Below are 14,321 nucleotides of genomic sequence, written 5' to 3' on the forward strand. Positions count from 1 at the left end.
CACCGCCGTGCCGGAACTGGTGGGCAAGCTTTGAGCATTTGCGCCGGTCTTCTCGTACGGATTAGCTTCCGGGATCGGCGCTAAAGCTTACCTTCTTTTCGACGCGCTTGGGATTGCCCGGTTCGTCGCGGAACTCGGGCCGCCAGAGTTTGCCGCCCGATGGTTGGACCAGCAGGAACAGGCCCTTTTCGTCCGCCAGCTTATAGGGCTTCGCTTGAGGCTTCGCATTGCGGATTGCGGTGTCTCTCGGCGCCGTTGGGGGCCACGCCTTTCGCCGTTTTCAGGATGGCCCCCAAGGTGGCCCCCTGAATTACCGCGATTGCGGGCGAACAAAGGTGGTCGTCAGCGGTTAGGCCGATAGTGAAAATGACAGAAAACTGCACTTTTTTCAACTTTTGGCGAATAAGGCAATGGTGCCCGGGGACGGAATCGAACCGCCGACACCGTGATTTTCAGTCACGTGCTCTACCAACTGAGCTACCCGGGCTTGCCGCGCTGGCGGGCCGTTTGGCCGGCGCCTTGCGTTTGGTGAAGCGCCCTATGGCGAGGTGGCCGAAGGTTGTCCAGCCCTCAATTGCATCTATTTTTCCACAATCGGCTTTTTGGCTTTAGCCGCGGACGCCTCAATCCGGGCCTTCCTCTTCGGCGTCGGCGGGCGGGCCGGGCAGGGCATAGCCGTCTTCCAGCCAGCGCATCAGGTCGCGGTCGCGGCAGCGGGCAGAGCAAAACGGCTTGTGCGCATCGCTGCGCGGTTTGCCGCAGATGGGGCAGCGCTTGGGGGTGGTGGTCATGGGGTGATCGCCTGGGCAAATCCGGCGGTGGGCGCAAGGGTTTCGTCGAGGGACCAGTGCAGCAGGCGGCCGGTGCGGCGGGCCAGTTCATCCTGCCAGGCGGGCAGCACGGCACGTGCGAGGGCAGGGTGGCAGGTCAGCAGCAGGGCGCCGGGATCGCGCACCTTTTCCGCGCGGCGCAGCAATTGCCGTGCCGCCGCGCCCAAGGGGTGGCGGGCAAACAGCGCGGGCAGCGACGGGCGCTCCAGCCGGCTGACCAACTGGACGAAGCCATAGCCGTTCATGGCCGTGCGCTCACCACGCCAGCCGGTCTGTGCGCCGCGGTCCGTCAGTTCTTGCGCCAGTGCCGCATCTACCGCCTGGCGATCGCGCTTTTCACCCAGCGTGGGGAAATCGATGCCGATCGACCCGCCGATATCCATGCGCATGATCGCGGCGGCGATGGCCGGCACTGCGGCAAGGGCAAGGGCGGTGAGCGGCGGGCTGCCGTCAATATCGATCAGGGTCATCGCCGGGGTCGGGCTGATGCACAGGGCGCCGCGCGCGAAGGCGATCTCGCCGCTCATTGCCTCGTCCACCAGGTCATCCCAGCCGGCCTGGTCGAGCGCGGGATCGGTGGCGTGGATCAGGCGCACGGGCTGGCCGGTGGCGGCCAGTTGCTGCGCCAGGGTGGGGGCAGGGCAGGCCTCTTCACCAGGGGCAGCAGGGCGCGCCATCGGCAGCTTGGTGCGGCCCTTTTCGGCAATGGCGGCGCGCGTGACGCGGAACAGGCCGCTGGCGCCCTCGGGCAGGTCGGGCGTCAGGCCATCGACCAGGGCAACGGCGCCGTCGGCAAACTGGACCGTGCCGCGCCGCGTGCCGGCAAGGCGGCTGGCGACGCGCGCGGGCGCTACCAGGCCCACGGCAAGCCCGCCCGGCCATGCAAGGCGCGCAGCCAGGATCTGCGCACCATCGACCAGGGCGGCGCGGGTTTCGCCAATGCCTTCTTCCACCAGCCAGGTGGCGGTCATGGCGTGCTCAGGCCAGCAGGCCGGCGGCCACCAGCAGGCGCCGGGTTTCGAACAGGGGCAGGCCGATCACGCCCGAATGGCTGCCGGCCAGCCAGGCGCAGAAGCCTTCGGCGCTGCCCTGGATGGCATAGCCGCCGGCCTTGCCGTGCCATTCGCCGCCGGCGATATAGGCGTCTATCTCAGCTTCGGAGAGGCGCTTGAAGCGTACGATGGTTTCGCTCAACGCCTCGCGCAGCGTGCCATCGGGCATCAGCAGGGCAACGGCGGAGAAAACGCGGTGGCGGCGGCCCGACAGCAGCGCAAGGCAGTGGCGCGCGGTGGCCTCGTCCTCGGCCTTGGGCAGGATGCGACGCCCGGCGCCGACCACGGTATCGCCCGAAAGGATGGCGCCATCGGGCGCGAGTGCCGCCGCCGCGCGGGCCTTTTCCGCAGCCAGGCGCACGGCGTGGACACGCGGCGTCTCACCCGGCAGCGGGCTTTCATCGATGTCGGTGGCGATAATGCGATCGGGCACCAGCCCCAGGCGCGCGATCAGATCACGCCGGCGCGGGCTGGCCGAGGCCAGCACCAGCGGCGGCACAGTCGCAGTCATCAGAACGAGCCCGGCAACGGTACAGGCCCGGGCATCAGTACTGGCCGGGGCCGCCTCGGCCAGGCATGAAGCGGTAGGTGATGCGCCCCTTGGTCAGATCGTAAGGGGTGAGTTCCACCAGCACTTCGTCGCCCACCAGCACGCGGATGCGGTTCTTGCGCATCTTGCCGGCGGTGTGGCCCAGGATCTCGTGATCGTTTTCCAGACGCACGCGGAACATGGCATTGGGCAGCAGTTCCACCACCGTGCCGCGCATCTCGAGGAGTTCTTCTTTCGCCATCGGCGGGGTCAGTAGCCTTTTGTCTTGAATGGCCGGAAAGACAACCGGCACCGACGTGGCGCAAGCTGCATAGCCATGATCGAGGGGGTCGCGATAAAACGACGCGCGTGGCGCCCATAGCGTTCCGGCCGGCAAAAGAAAAGCCCCGCATTTGCAGCCAGGTTCCAGTGGTGATCCGGGCACCGGCACCGCGCCCGGCCAGCCGATGTTCATCCACGCTGGACGACAAATTGATACGATTTGTGTGTTGTTTCAATTTGTCAGGCGCGCCAGCAGGATCGCCTCGAAGCCATGATGGGGTTTGTTGCGCGTGTCTGTTCGTCTTGCCTTGCTGTGTGCCGTTTCCGCGCTTGCCGTTTGCGGGGGTGAGCGGGCCTGGGCCGCAGACCAGGCTGCGCAGGCGCCCGCTCCTGCCCCTGAGGCCGATGGCACCACCGGCGCAACCGCTGGCGGCAGCGGCCAGCAGATGGTCAATACCCAGGGCCAGTTGGGCGTGGATGCCAACGGTGACGGCGTGGACGATGTGACCGGTGAAATCCTGGTCAACGCCGCACCGATCAAGGGCGTGGTGCAGGCGCAGCAACCCCCGATCGTGACGCTGGATGAAGACGAAATCGCCGCCTACGGCGTCAATTCGATCCAGGATCTGCTGACTGTGCTGGCGCCGCAGACCGATTCCGGGCGCGGGCGCAGCAGCGACGGGCCGGTGATCCTGCTCAACGGCATGCGCATTTCCAACTTCCGCGAAATGCGTGGGCTGCCGCCCGAGGCGATCCGCCGGGTGGAAGTCCTGCCCGAGGAAGTGGCGCTGAAATACGGCTATCGCCCCGATCAGCGCGTGGTCAACTTCATCCTCAAAGACCACTACAAGAGCATCAGCAGCGAAACCGAGGCCAGCGTGCCGGGCAACGGCAGCTATGCCGGGTTGAGCGAGGAAGCCACGCTGGCCAAGATCGCCAACAAGGCCCGCATCAACGTGACCGGCACGGTATCGACGCAAAGCGCGATCACCGAAGCCGAGCGCGGCATCAGCCAGGCCAGCGCGGCCACAGGCACCGGCACGGGCGGCAACAGCACCGTGGCGGGTGACCCCAACCAGGCCGATTATCGCACGCTGCAGGCCAAGGCCGATAGCGCCGCGTTGAATGCCACTTGGTCCAAGCCGATCGGCCTGGGCACCGGGTTGACGCTCAACGCGCTGGCGCAACGTGATTACAGCCGCAGCTGGAACGGCCTCAACACCGTGACGCTGACCGATCCCGACAGCGGCAACAGCGTGACGCGCACCACCACCGCGCCCGAGCCGCTGACCACGCGCACCTATACTACCACGCTCTCGGCCGGCGCCGGGCTCAACACCGGCATCGGCGCCTGGCAGCTATCGGTGACGGCCGACGGCAGCCATGTCACCACCGATACCCGGATCGACCGCTCGGCCGATCTTTCGGGCCTGCAAACGCTGGTCGACGATGGCAGCCTGAGCGCCACGGGCGCGCTGCCCAGCGGCGCGATCATCGCTGGCGGGGCCGATCGCGCGCTGAGCCGCACCGACAGTCTGACCTCGCTGGCGACGGCCAACGGCCAGCCGTTCCGCCTGCCGGGCGGGGCGACCTCGCTTACAGTCAAGACCGGCTTTGCCTATTCCGGCATCCACAGCACCGATACGCGCACCGCCAACGGGGCGATCGATCTCAAGCGTGGCGACGCGCAGCTGGGCTTCAGCCTCGACGTGCCGATCACCAGCAAGCGCGAGAACTTCGGCGGTTTCCTCGGCAACCTGTCGCTCAACATGAATGCCGAGGCGCACACGCTGTCGGACTTTGGCGCGCTCTATGATTATGGCGCCGGGCTGACCTGGCGCCCCACCGACAAGTTGAGCTTCACCGGCACGTTCATCGGTGCCGAGACCGCGCCGTCGCTGACGCAACTGGGTGCGCCGACGACCACCACCCAGAACGTGGCGATCTATGATTTCATCAAGGGCCAGACGGTGCTGGCTACGGTGACCAGCGGGGGCAACCGCGACCTGCTCAAGGAGCGCCAGCGCGACGTGAAGCTGGCCGGCAACTGGACCTTGCCGTTCCTGACCAATTCGACTTTCGTGGTGGAATATTTCCACAACCGCAGTTTCAACACCAGCAACAGCTTCCCCCTGCTGACGGCCGAGGTGGAAGCGGCCTATCCCGGGCGCGTCACGCGCAATGCCGCAGGCGATATCGTGTCGGTCGACGAAAGCCCGGTAACGTTCGCGCGCCAGGAAAGCGAAAGCTTCCGCTATGGCATCAACCTGGCGGGCAGTTTTGGCACGCCCGATCCCAATCTGGTGCGCCAGCGCGGCATGCGGGGCATGATGGGGCCGGGTGGGCCACGCATGGGTGGCGGTGGACGTGGCGGGCATGGTGGTCCGGGCGGTCCTGGCGGGCCCGGTGGTCCAGGTGGCCCGGGCGGCTTTGATGGGCGCGGGCGCTGGAACCTGTCGCTGACCCACACGATCATGCTGATGAACCGGGTACAACTGACCCCGGGCGGGACGGTCTACGATCTGCTGGGCGGCAGCGCGCTGTCGAGTACCGGGGTAGCGCGGCACAGTATCGAGCTGGAAGGCGGCGGCTTCTATCGCAGCTTTGGCGTGCGCCTGACCGGCACCTACACCGGCTCAGCCCACGCGGATTCGGGCACGACCAGCCTGGATTTCCACCCTATCGCCAAGTTCAACTTGCGCCTGTTTGCCGATCTTGGCCGCCGCCCCGGTGTGGTCAAGGCCGTGCCGTTCCTCAAGAATGCACGGCTTTCTCTGGCGGTGAACAACGTGTTCGATGCCCAGCAGAAAGTGACCGACCAGACCGGCGCGATCCCGCTGCGCTATCAGGCCGGCTATCTCGATCCCACCGGGCGGGTGTTCAAGCTGGAATTCCGCAAGATGTTCTGAGGGCCTAGACGAACCGCCGGCCCTGGACGAATTCTCGCGCCGCGGTGCGTTCCTGTTCGCGGCGGTGTTCGCTGAAATGATCGGCGAACTGGCGCAGGGCGATCACCTGTTCCAGCGCCAGTGGCTCGTCAAAGTGAAAGCCGCAATGGCCGTCCCTGATCCACACGGCGGCGCCGAACCCTTCGAGGCGGTTGATTTCCAGCACCCCGGTTTCGCCCAGCGCCGGCGGGCATTGCAGGACCAGGCGCGCCCCGGTGCGCGACAGGTCTTCCACCAGGCAGGGGCACACGCCACGGCGCAAGATCAGGCGCCCGGGAATGTTGAGCCTTGCCCGTGCATCCGCGCGGCGGCCGCGCGTTGCACTATCACCGGTGACGGGGGCATTCACCATGGCTGCCACGTTTACCCCGGCATGGTAAAGGTATCATCTGCAATCATCTACGTAGATATACGGATAATACTTGTCCACGATCGGCATCCTTTCGGGCTCTCCCCAAACGGGGTAACAGCCCCTATCTGGCAGATATGGCCCGCAAGAGCGCATCTTCCCCGCCCGACCGTGATACCGAGCGCTTCCACGAAGACGCCGCGATCAGCACGATGCGGGGCACCGACCAGCCCGATCTGGAACGCGGCGTGGACACCATCCGCGACGTTGTCCGCACGCTCAAGCCCAAGCCCGGCGTCTATCGCATGCTCGATGCGCGCGGCGACGTGCTCTATGTGGGCAAGGCGCGCGCGCTGAAAAATCGCGTGGCCAATTACACCCAGGTTGATCGGCTGCCCAACCGCCTGCGCCGCATGGTCAGCCAGACGCGGTCGATGACGATCGTGACGACCAATTCCGAGGCCGAGGCGCTGCTGCTCGAAGCGCAGCTGATCAAGCGCTATCGCCCGCCTTACAACGTGCTGCTGCGCGACGATAAGTCGTTTCCCTTCATCCTGTTGCGGGCCGATCACGCGTTTCCGCGGATCATGAAGCATCGCGGCGCGCGCAAGGCCAAGGGCAATTACTATGGGCCCTTTGCCAGCGCCGGATCGGTCAACACCACGATCAACGCGCTGCAAAAGCTGTTCCTGCTGCGCAGCTGCAACGATGGCTTCATGGCGCGCCGCGACCGGCCGTGCCTGCTCTATCAGATCAAGCGCTGCAGTGCCCCGTGCGTCGATCGCATTGCCGAGGCGGACTATGCCGAACTGGTGCGCCAGGCGAAGGATTTCCTCGGCGGCAAATCGGGCGCGGTGCAGCGCGAGATCGAAACCCAGATGAGCGAGGCGGCCGAGAATCTGGACTTCGAACGCGCGGCCATGCTGCGCGACCGCTTGCGCGCGGCCACGTTCATCCAGGGCAGCCAGGCGATCAATGCCGAAGGCGTGGGCAATGGGGATGTCTTTGCCATGGCCAGCAAGGGCGGCCAGATCGCCATCCAGGCATTCTTCATCCGGGGCGGGCAGAACTGGGGCCACCGCGCGTTCTTCCCCACCCACACCGAGGGGCTGGAAGAGGCCGAGGTGATGACCAGCTTCCTGGCGCAGTTCTACGAGGAAGTGCCGCCGCCGCGCCTGATCATGGTCGATCGCATTCTGCCCGAGGCGGAGTTGCTGGCCGAGGCCCTGCACGAAGGTGCGGGCGGCAAGGTGGAGATCACCGTGCCGCAGCGTGGCGACCGGCGCCGGCTGATGGAGCAGGCCAGCCGCAATGCGGTGGAGGCGCTCGATCGGCGGCTGGCGGAAACCGGCACCAAGGCCAAGATCCTGCGCGAACTGGCCGAATTCCTGGAACTGCCCGATGTGCCGCAGCGCATCGAGGTTTACGACAACAGCCATATCCAGGGCACCAATGCGCTGGGTGGCATGGTCGTGGCCGGGCCCGAAGGGTTCCAGAAGGGCCAGTACCGCAAGTTCAACATCAAGCGCGCCGAAACTCGGCCGGGGGATGACTTTGCCATGATGCGCGAGGTCATGGCGCGCCGCTTTGGCCGCGTGCAGGAGGAAGACCCCGATCGCCAGGGCGGCACCTGGCCCGATCTGGTGCTGATCGATGGCGGCAAGGGCCAGATGACGGCCGTGCGCGAGACGCTGGAGGAACTGGGCATCGAGGATGTGCCGCTGATTGCGGTGTCCAAGGGGCCGGATCGCAACGCCGGGCGCGAGCATTTCCACTTTCCCGATGGGCGCGAAAAGCTGCTGCCGCTCAATTCCCCGGTGCTGTTCTACTTGCAGCAACTGCGCGATGAGGCGCACCGTTTCGCCATTGGTGCGCACCGCGCCAAGCGCAGCCGGGCGATCACCGCCAGCCCGCTCGACGAGATTCCGGGAATCGGTCCGGCGCGCAAGCGTGCGCTGCTGTTGCATTTTGGTACCGCCGGCAAAGTGCGCGCCGCCTCGCTCGAAGACCTCATGCGGGCGCCTGGGGTGAGTGCTGCGGTGGCGCAAACCATCTATGATTTCTATCATCCCGGGGCGTAAACAGCTGCCCCAGTGGCATTTGTGGAAATTATCAGACAATTGTCGTGCTGGTGTTGTGCCAGCGTGAAGTACCGCAGTGGTTATTTGCGGTTTCCCTCAAATAGGGGATGACGAAAACACCCTTAATGCTCGATAACCGTGTTAGGCAACGTCTCTGCACATAGCTTGCGGCATGACAGGGATAGTCAGCGTAACGTGGCAAGGATCGGCAGCCCACCAGGGGACGTGGTGGAGCAGGACCGACCGGCAGGGTGGTCCGTCGCTGCCTGGGGGGTACGATGAAGCAGGGGGTTGGGCGCGCGCCGCAGGTTGGCGCGTCGCACCGTAAGGAGTGGGGACAAGTCGTGGTGCCGGGTGTCGGTGCGGGGCGGCGGCCGGTTGGCCGGCTGGTGCTGCGCGTGGCGGCCTTGGGTGCCTTGGCGTTGGGGGCGCTGCCGCTGGGCACTGCGGCGGCCCTGGCGCAGGATGCGGCCGTTTCCGACAAGACGCTCGAACTGGAATTCTGGCGTTCGGTATCGACCAGCAGCGATCCCGAGATGTACGATGCCTATCTGCAGCAGTTTCCCAACGGTACCTTTGCCCCACTGGCCAAGGTGAAGGCCGCAGCGCTGCGGCGCGGGGCGACCAGTAGCACGGCGGCAGCGCCGGCTACGCCGCCTGCGCCGGCGATTGCCGCGCCAGTGCCGGTTGCCGCTGCGCCGGCCGCAGTCACCCCGCCGCCGGCAACTGCCCCAACCGCTGCGGTTACTGCCACCGCGCAGGCCGGGCCCAACGAAACCGCGGCAGCCAGCCTGCTGGCGAGCCTGGCCGCCGCGCAGGAAACCCCCGCGGCACCGGCCGCAGCTGCCTCTGCTGCAGCCCAGGCTGCCGCCCCGGCACCGCAGGACATTACAGCCGGTCGGCCCCATCTGGAAACGGTGCCGGCGGTCGTCCTGCCCGCCCGTTTTTGCAGTGCCGAGGAACGCAACGCCTTCCACGCGCAAACCTATCGCCCGGCCGGCGAAGCAGCCGAGGCCAACAACGGCAAGGCCATCGCCTATCTGCAATCGATCCAGGCCCGCTATGACGCGATGGCCGCAGGCGATGCCGACATGCGCAACGCGCTCGCCAAGGAAGCACGCGATTACAAGCCGATAGCCGACGCTGCCTTTCAGGCGCAACAGGCGCTGGTGCGCCAGTTCGATGCGCTAATGGCGGTTCCGATCACGTCTTGCGGAGTGGCCAAATGATGCGACGCGTGCCCTTTGACCTGGCGACCCGAGGCGTGATGCTGGTCGCCCTTTGCCATGCCCCGCTGGCCCAGGCCGCCGCGCCGCCGCCGATCTCGCCACCGGCCTCGTGCCTCGATAGCCCGACGTTCGAAGCCGCACGGTTTCATCAGTTCCAAACGATGATGATGACCGTGTCGCTGCGCTGCAAGAGCCACGGCATGGATGTGGAAACCAGCTTTTCGCGCATGATGATCGTGCACCAGGGCGTGTTCGCGGCGGCCGACAAGGCCATCCGTGGCTACATCAGCCCGGCCCACGGCTTTGCCGACAAGCGCGCGTTCGATAGCTATGCCACGCTCGTGGCCAATCGCTATGGCGGCGGCGCCACCAACCTGCAGGCCTGCACCGCGATCGACCGGGCGATCAAGACGGTGACGGCCGACATCACCGGCGCCACGCTGCGCTTTGTGGCAACGGCCATGGTGGCCCACCCGGAAATGGAGCGCATGGCCTGCGCCCTGGTCGGTCAGCCTACCAGGCCTGGCACCACGCCCGCCCCGCCGGCCGCTGCCGGCGCGGCGACCATCGCAATGGCTAGGCCCGCAGCGCCACGGCCCGGCAAGTAGCGCGGCGGCGGTTCAGGCGCGGCGGCGCACCAGGCCTTCTTGCGCGGTTTGCGCCACCAGGCGGCCATCCTGGGTAAAGATGCGGCCACGGCTGAAACCGCGCATGTTCCCGGCCCAAGGGCTGTCGCAGGCATAGAGCAGCCATTGATCGGCGCGGGCATCGGCGTGGAACCACAGCGCATGGTCAAGGCTGGCCACCTGGGCGCTGCCGGCCTTGCCGCTGATGCCATGGGGCAGCAGGCTGGTGCCCAGCAAGGTCATGTCGCTGACATAGGCGATCACCGCGCGGTGCAGCGCCGGATCATCGGGCAGCGGCGCCACGCAACGCAACCAGGTGTGCGCCACCGGTTCGGCCGGGGTTTCGCGCAGCCAGTTGAGCGGTTCGGCCGGGCGCATCTCGATCGCGCGCGGCCGCGACAGCAGGGCGCGGCGCTGCTCTGACAGGCGATCGGCATAGATCGTCAGCAGGTCTGCCTCGCTCGGCAGGTCATCGGGGCTGGGCACCGAAGGCATCGGCAGGCCGTGCTGCAGGGCAAGGCTCTCGCCGGCCTCGCTACGGCGGTGGAACGAGGCCGTCATGGTGAAGATCGGCGCGTCGCCCTGGCTTGCCACCACGCGGCGGTTGGCAAAGTTGCCGCCATCGAGATCGCGCATCACGGTATAGCGCGTGTCGGCATCCTCGCTGCCCGGGCGCAGGAAATAGGCATGCAGCGAATGCACCGGCCGATCGGCGGCGACGGTGGCCTGCGCGGCGGCAAGCGCCTGCGCCACGATCTGCCCGTCAAACACGCGTCCCACGCCGCCGGGCTTGCGCGGCCCGGTAAAGAGATCGGCGCCGGCCTCGGGCTGAACCGTCAGCAGCCGGACAAGGCCGGCGGCCGTCGCGGCAGGATCATTGGAATCGGACATCAGAGTGGAAGAGAGCGGGTGCAGCATGATCGCGCGCCTATTCCAGGCGTTCCGCCAAGGTCAACGCATCGCGGCGGCTCGTCACAAATATGAAACCAGGGGCAGGTGATGAACCACCCGGGCCAGGAAACAGGCCCCGCCCAGCCTTGCGGCCAGACGGGGCCTGTCCTTCTCCTCCCCAACCTCGGGCCCATGCGGGCGGGGTTTTCCCCGCTTTTCCGCGTGTCTGCCGTGGGCCACCGGTCCAGCATGCCGGCAGCCCACGGAAGCCGGTTCAGCCTGCCGCGTGGCTGGCCAGGGCGGCCAGCAGCAGCAGGGCAACGATATTGGTGATCTTGATCATCGGGTTCACGGCCGGGCCAGCCGTGTCCTTGTAAGGATCGCCCACGGTGTCACCGGTCACCGCCGCCTTGTGCGCGTCGGAACCCTTGCCGCCGTAATGGCCATCCTCGATATACTTCTTGGCGTTGTCCCACGCCCCGCCGCCTGATGTCATCGACAGGGCCACGAACAGCCCGCCCACGATCACGCCCAGCAGCAGCGCGCCCAGCGCGGCAAAGGCATTGGCCTGCCCTGCCACCGCCATGATCACGAAATAGACCGCGATCGGCGCCAGCACCGGCAGCAGCGAGGGCAGGATCATCTCCTTGATCGCCGCCCGCGTGACCAGGTCCACCGTGCGGGCATAGTCCGGGCGGCTGGTGCCGGCCATGATGCCCGGATCGGCGGCGAACTGCTCGCGCACGTCCACCACCACGTCGCCAGCGGCGCGGCCTACGGCGGTCATCCCCATCGCGCCGAACAGATAGGGCAGCAGCGCGCCCAGCAGCAGCCCGACGATGACATAGGGATTTTCCAGGCTGAAATCGACATTCAGATCCGGGAAGAACTCGCGCAGGTCAGTGGTATAGGCGGCAAACAGCACCAGCGCGGCAAGCCCGGCCGAACCGATGGCATAGCCCTTGGTGACCGCCTTGGTGGTGTTGCCCACCGCGTCGAGCGCATCGGTGCGTTCGCGCACGGTGTCTTCCAGGCCGGCCATTTCGGCAATGCCGCCGGCATTATCGGTTACCGGGCCATAGGCGTCGAGCGCCACGACCATGCCGGCCAGCGCCAGCATTGCCGTCGCGGCATAGGCAATGCCGATCAGCCCGGCGAGCTGATAGGCGACGATGATACCCGCGCAGATCACCAGCGTGGGCAGGGCCGTGGCTTCCAGGCTGACGGCCAGGCCCTGGATCACGTTGGTGCCGTGGCCGGTGACCGATGCCTTGGCGATCGATCGCACCGGGCGATAGCCGGTGCCGGTGTAGTATTCGGTGATCCAGATGATCAGCCCGGTGATCGCCAGGCCGACCAGCGCGCAATAGAACAGCGTGCGGCCGGTAAAGCCCTGGTCGCCGATCGGCGCTTCCATGCTGCCCAGCGCGGCCTGCGTGGCGAACCAGATCGCCGGGATCGAAAGCAGCGCGGTGACCAGGAAGCCCTTGTACATGGCGCCCATGATGTTGTTGCTGCGCCCCAGCTTGACGAAATAGGTGCCGATGATCGAGGTGACAATGCAGACCCCGCCGATCAGCAGGGGCAGCGACATCAGCGGCAGCAGCAGATCGCCCACGCCCTTGATCAGCAGCGCCGTCAGCACCATCGTGGCACCCACGGTGACGACATAGGTTTCGAACAGATCGGCCGCCATGCCGGCGCAATCGCCCACATTGTCGCCCACGTTGTCGGCGATCACCGCCGGATTGCGTGGGTCATCCTCGGGAATGCCGGCTTCCACCTTGCCCACCAGATCGGCGCCCACGTCGGCCGCCTTGGTAAAGATGCCGCCGCCCAGCCGGGCAAAGATCGACACCAGCGAGGCGCCCAGCGCCAGCGTGGTGAGCGCGGTGACGACGGTGCGATCGCCCGGGGCATAGCCCGCTACGAACACCAGATACCAGAAGAAGCCCGCGATCGCGAGCAGGGCCAGGCCCGCCACCAGCATGCCGGTGATCGCCCCGGCGCGGAACGCCAGGGTAAGGCCTTGTTGCAGGCCGCTTTGCGCGGCAGCGGCGGTGCGCACGTTGGCCCGCACCGACACGTTCATGCCGATGAAGCCAGCCACGCCCGAAAGCACGGCACCAATGACAAAGCCCAGCGCCGGCAGCGGGTGCAGCGTCATCGAAACGATGGCGGCCACGACCACGCCGACCAGGGCGATGGTGCCGTACTGGCGTTTGAGATAGGCCTGCGCCCCTTCCTGGATGGCGCCGGCAATGTCTTGCATTTTCTGGTTTCCGGCCGGGCTTCCCAGCACCTGACGGCTGGTAATGAAGCCATAAAGCACAGCCAGTAACCCCAACCCGATTGCGGTTACGACAAGGTTCACGATGGCATCCCCCTAACTTCCCGTGCCCCGGCTTGTTTGTGTGCCAGGTACACCATGTCCCCGCACTTTGGTTGGGAACCAGATGGAAGCTAAATCATTTGCCGCCGCTCGCAAGCGGTATTGTACGGTTGTTCGGTTATTCCCGGCGACTACGTTTTAGCCGCGGTGTTCATAGCCCAGCGGCCCTTGCGGGCAGGCGCCATCGAGCAGCAAGGGTACGGGGCCAGCGGTCTGCGCCTCGCCGATGCAGGTGGCCGGGCAGGGGGGCGTGGTGCCCGCTGGCAGGGTGAACAGCAGTTCGTAGTCATCACCCCATGACAGCGCCTCTTGCCGGCGGGCAGAGGGAAGGTCTGGCGGCACGGGGCAGGCGGCGCTGTCGATTGCCAGGGTCACGCCGCTGGCACGGGCCATGCGCGTCGCATCGAGCAGCAGCCCGTCCGACACGTCCATCATCGCGCCAACCAGGGGGGCCAGCGCCCGCCCTTCGGCCAGGCGCGGCACCGGGCGGGCAAAGCGCGTGGTATCGCGGCCAGTGCGCCCCTCGCGCCCGTCACGCAGCGCCTCGAACCCCAGCATGGCATCGCCCAGGCTGCCGGTGACCCACAGCCTGTCGCCCACCTGTGCGCCGCTGCGCGTGGGCACCGGGCAATGCGTGGCGCGGCCCAGCGCGGTAAGGCCATGGGCCGCCGGGCCGACCCGGCGCACGGTGTCTCCGCCCAGCAGCGGCACGGCAAACGCCGCCAGCGCCTCCGCCAGCCCGGCCAGGAACCGCTCTTCGCCGCCACCCAGGCCATAGCCCAGCAGCACGCCCAGCGGCGCCGCGCCCTTGGCCGCCAGATCGGACAGGTTGGTCGCCACCAGTTTCCACGCCACGTCGGCCGGGTCCTGGCCGGGCAGCCAGTGCACGCCTTCCACCATCATGTCGTGGGTGAGCACGAGATGCTCCCCGCCCAGCGCGATCACCGCCACGTCATCGTCCAGCCCGCGCGCGGCAGGGTCTGGCGCCAGGGCGCGCAGGGCGGTGATGAAGGCTGCTTCGTCCATGGGTGCTGCGGTAGTGGCTGAAGCGTTGTTTGCAAGTAGCTTGACCCTGGCTGGCCGCGCCGCCTAATCGATCGGTTGAAGAGGAC

The 14,321-nt window shown here is 66.9% G+C and carries 13 protein-coding genes and 1 tRNA gene; 4 read left to right on the top strand and 10 right to left on the bottom strand.

Translation table 11 applies throughout. From position 1 onward, the window contains the following. Nucleotides 1-61: 61 nt before the first annotated feature. The 6 genes from SCA01S_RS23040 to infA all read right to left on the bottom strand — a co-directional run bounded on the left by SCA01S_RS23040 (nucleotide 62) and on the right by infA (nucleotide 2,673). On the bottom strand, nucleotides 62-235 hold the full coding sequence (locus SCA01S_RS23040) for an Arm DNA-binding domain-containing protein (protein ID WP_327195992.1): 174 nt from the start codon (nucleotides 233-235) through the stop codon (nucleotides 62-64). A 176-nt stretch (nucleotides 236-411) separates the two neighbouring features. Then, nucleotides 412-487 (bottom strand) — tRNA-Phe (locus SCA01S_RS12500). Between the two features lie 136 nt (nucleotides 488-623). After that, nucleotides 624-791, bottom strand: coding sequence for a DNA gyrase inhibitor YacG (yacG, locus tag SCA01S_RS12505; protein ID WP_062786044.1), 168 nt, complete (start codon nucleotides 789-791; stop codon nucleotides 624-626). Beyond that, on the bottom strand, nucleotides 788-1,801 hold the full coding sequence (locus tag SCA01S_RS12510; protein WP_062786047.1) for a ribonuclease E/G: 1,014 nt from the start codon (nucleotides 1,799-1,801) through the stop codon (nucleotides 788-790). The genes yacG and SCA01S_RS12510 overlap by 4 nt, the downstream gene beginning before the upstream one ends. 7 nt (nucleotides 1,802-1,808) lie before the next feature. After that, a complete protein-coding gene (locus SCA01S_RS12515) occupies nucleotides 1,809-2,393 on the bottom strand; it encodes a Maf family protein (protein WP_062786050.1) in 585 nt (194 codons plus the stop codon). 34 nt (nucleotides 2,394-2,427) lie between these two features. Next, complete coding sequence (gene infA, locus SCA01S_RS12520) at nucleotides 2,428-2,673, bottom strand: translation initiation factor IF-1 (RefSeq protein ID WP_022675624.1); 246 nt, start codon at nucleotides 2,671-2,673, stop codon at nucleotides 2,428-2,430. Between the two features lie 310 nt (nucleotides 2,674-2,983). Between infA and SCA01S_RS12525 the strand changes: the two genes are divergently transcribed. Next, the gene (locus SCA01S_RS12525) at nucleotides 2,984-5,602 is read left to right on the top strand and encodes a TonB-dependent receptor (RefSeq protein ID WP_167542897.1); all 2,619 of its coding nucleotides are present in this window, start codon (nucleotides 2,984-2,986) and stop codon (nucleotides 5,600-5,602) included. Between the two features lie 4 nt (nucleotides 5,603-5,606). Here SCA01S_RS12525 and SCA01S_RS12530 read toward each other — a convergent pair whose 3' ends face one another. Continuing rightward, nucleotides 5,607-5,993 (bottom strand): PilZ domain-containing protein, encoded by a 387-nt coding sequence (locus SCA01S_RS12530; protein WP_168351538.1) that lies wholly within the window; start codon nucleotides 5,991-5,993, stop codon nucleotides 5,607-5,609. Nucleotides 5,994-6,127: 134 nt separating this feature from the next. Between SCA01S_RS12530 and uvrC the strand changes: the two genes are divergently transcribed. From uvrC to SCA01S_RS12545, 3 genes are all read left to right on the top strand, one after another. Then, nucleotides 6,128-8,071: an excinuclease ABC subunit UvrC gene (gene uvrC / locus SCA01S_RS12535; protein ID WP_062786055.1), complete on the top strand. Its 1,944-nt coding sequence runs from the start codon at nucleotides 6,128-6,130 to the stop codon at nucleotides 8,069-8,071. Nucleotides 8,072-8,349: 278 nt separating this feature from the next. Continuing rightward, complete coding sequence (locus tag SCA01S_RS12540; RefSeq protein WP_157088969.1) at nucleotides 8,350-9,300, top strand: hypothetical protein; 951 nt, start codon at nucleotides 8,350-8,352, stop codon at nucleotides 9,298-9,300. A gap of 35 nt (nucleotides 9,301-9,335) precedes the next feature. Continuing rightward, nucleotides 9,336-9,908: a hypothetical protein gene (locus SCA01S_RS12545; RefSeq protein WP_157088970.1), complete on the top strand. Its 573-nt coding sequence runs from the start codon at nucleotides 9,336-9,338 to the stop codon at nucleotides 9,906-9,908. Nucleotides 9,909-9,920: 12 nt separating this feature from the next. Here the strand turns inward: SCA01S_RS12545 and SCA01S_RS12550 are convergent, their stop codons facing one another. From SCA01S_RS12550 to thiL, 3 genes are all read right to left on the bottom strand, one after another. Next, nucleotides 9,921-10,817: an acyl-CoA thioesterase gene (locus SCA01S_RS12550; protein WP_062786062.1), complete on the bottom strand. Its 897-nt coding sequence runs from the start codon at nucleotides 10,815-10,817 to the stop codon at nucleotides 9,921-9,923. Between the two features lie 274 nt (nucleotides 10,818-11,091). Further along, on the bottom strand, nucleotides 11,092-13,191 hold the full coding sequence (locus SCA01S_RS12555) for a sodium-translocating pyrophosphatase (RefSeq protein WP_054130722.1): 2,100 nt from the start codon (nucleotides 13,189-13,191) through the stop codon (nucleotides 11,092-11,094). Between the two features lie 156 nt (nucleotides 13,192-13,347). Then, nucleotides 13,348-14,235, bottom strand: coding sequence for a thiamine-phosphate kinase (thiL, locus tag SCA01S_RS12560; RefSeq protein ID WP_054130721.1), 888 nt, complete (start codon nucleotides 14,233-14,235; stop codon nucleotides 13,348-13,350). Nucleotides 14,236-14,321 lie beyond the last annotated feature (86 nt).

The organism is Novosphingobium capsulatum NBRC 12533, assembly GCF_001598375.1.
Lineage (GTDB): Bacteria > Pseudomonadota > Alphaproteobacteria > Sphingomonadales > Sphingomonadaceae > Novosphingobium > Novosphingobium capsulatum.

Excerpts from the sequence above, each read along its gene's own strand:
- uvrC (WP_062786055.1), top strand. The coding sequence starts at position 6,128 with ATGGCCCGCAAGAGCGCATCTTCCCCGCCCGACCGTGATACCGAGCGC.
- SCA01S_RS12510 (WP_062786047.1), bottom strand. The coding sequence starts at position 1,801 with ATGACCGCCACCTGGCTGGTGGAAGAAGGCATTGGCGAAACCCGCGCC.
- SCA01S_RS12515 (WP_062786050.1), bottom strand. The coding sequence starts at position 2,393 with ATGACTGCGACTGTGCCGCCGCTGGTGCTGGCCTCGGCCAGCCCGCGC.
- SCA01S_RS12530 (WP_168351538.1), bottom strand. The coding sequence starts at position 5,993 with ATGGTGAATGCCCCCGTCACCGGTGATAGTGCAACGCGCGGCCGCCGC.
- yacG (WP_062786044.1), bottom strand. The coding sequence starts at position 791 with ATGACCACCACCCCCAAGCGCTGCCCCATCTGCGGCAAACCGCGCAGC.
- thiL (WP_054130721.1), bottom strand. The coding sequence starts at position 14,235 with ATGGACGAAGCAGCCTTCATCACCGCCCTGCGCGCCCTGGCGCCAGAC.
- SCA01S_RS12540 (WP_157088969.1), top strand. The coding sequence starts at position 8,350 with ATGAAGCAGGGGGTTGGGCGCGCGCCGCAGGTTGGCGCGTCGCACCGT.
- SCA01S_RS12550 (WP_062786062.1), bottom strand. The coding sequence starts at position 10,817 with ATGTCCGATTCCAATGATCCTGCCGCGACGGCCGCCGGCCTTGTCCGG.
- infA (WP_022675624.1), bottom strand. The coding sequence starts at position 2,673 with ATGGCGAAAGAAGAACTCCTCGAGATGCGCGGCACGGTGGTGGAACTG.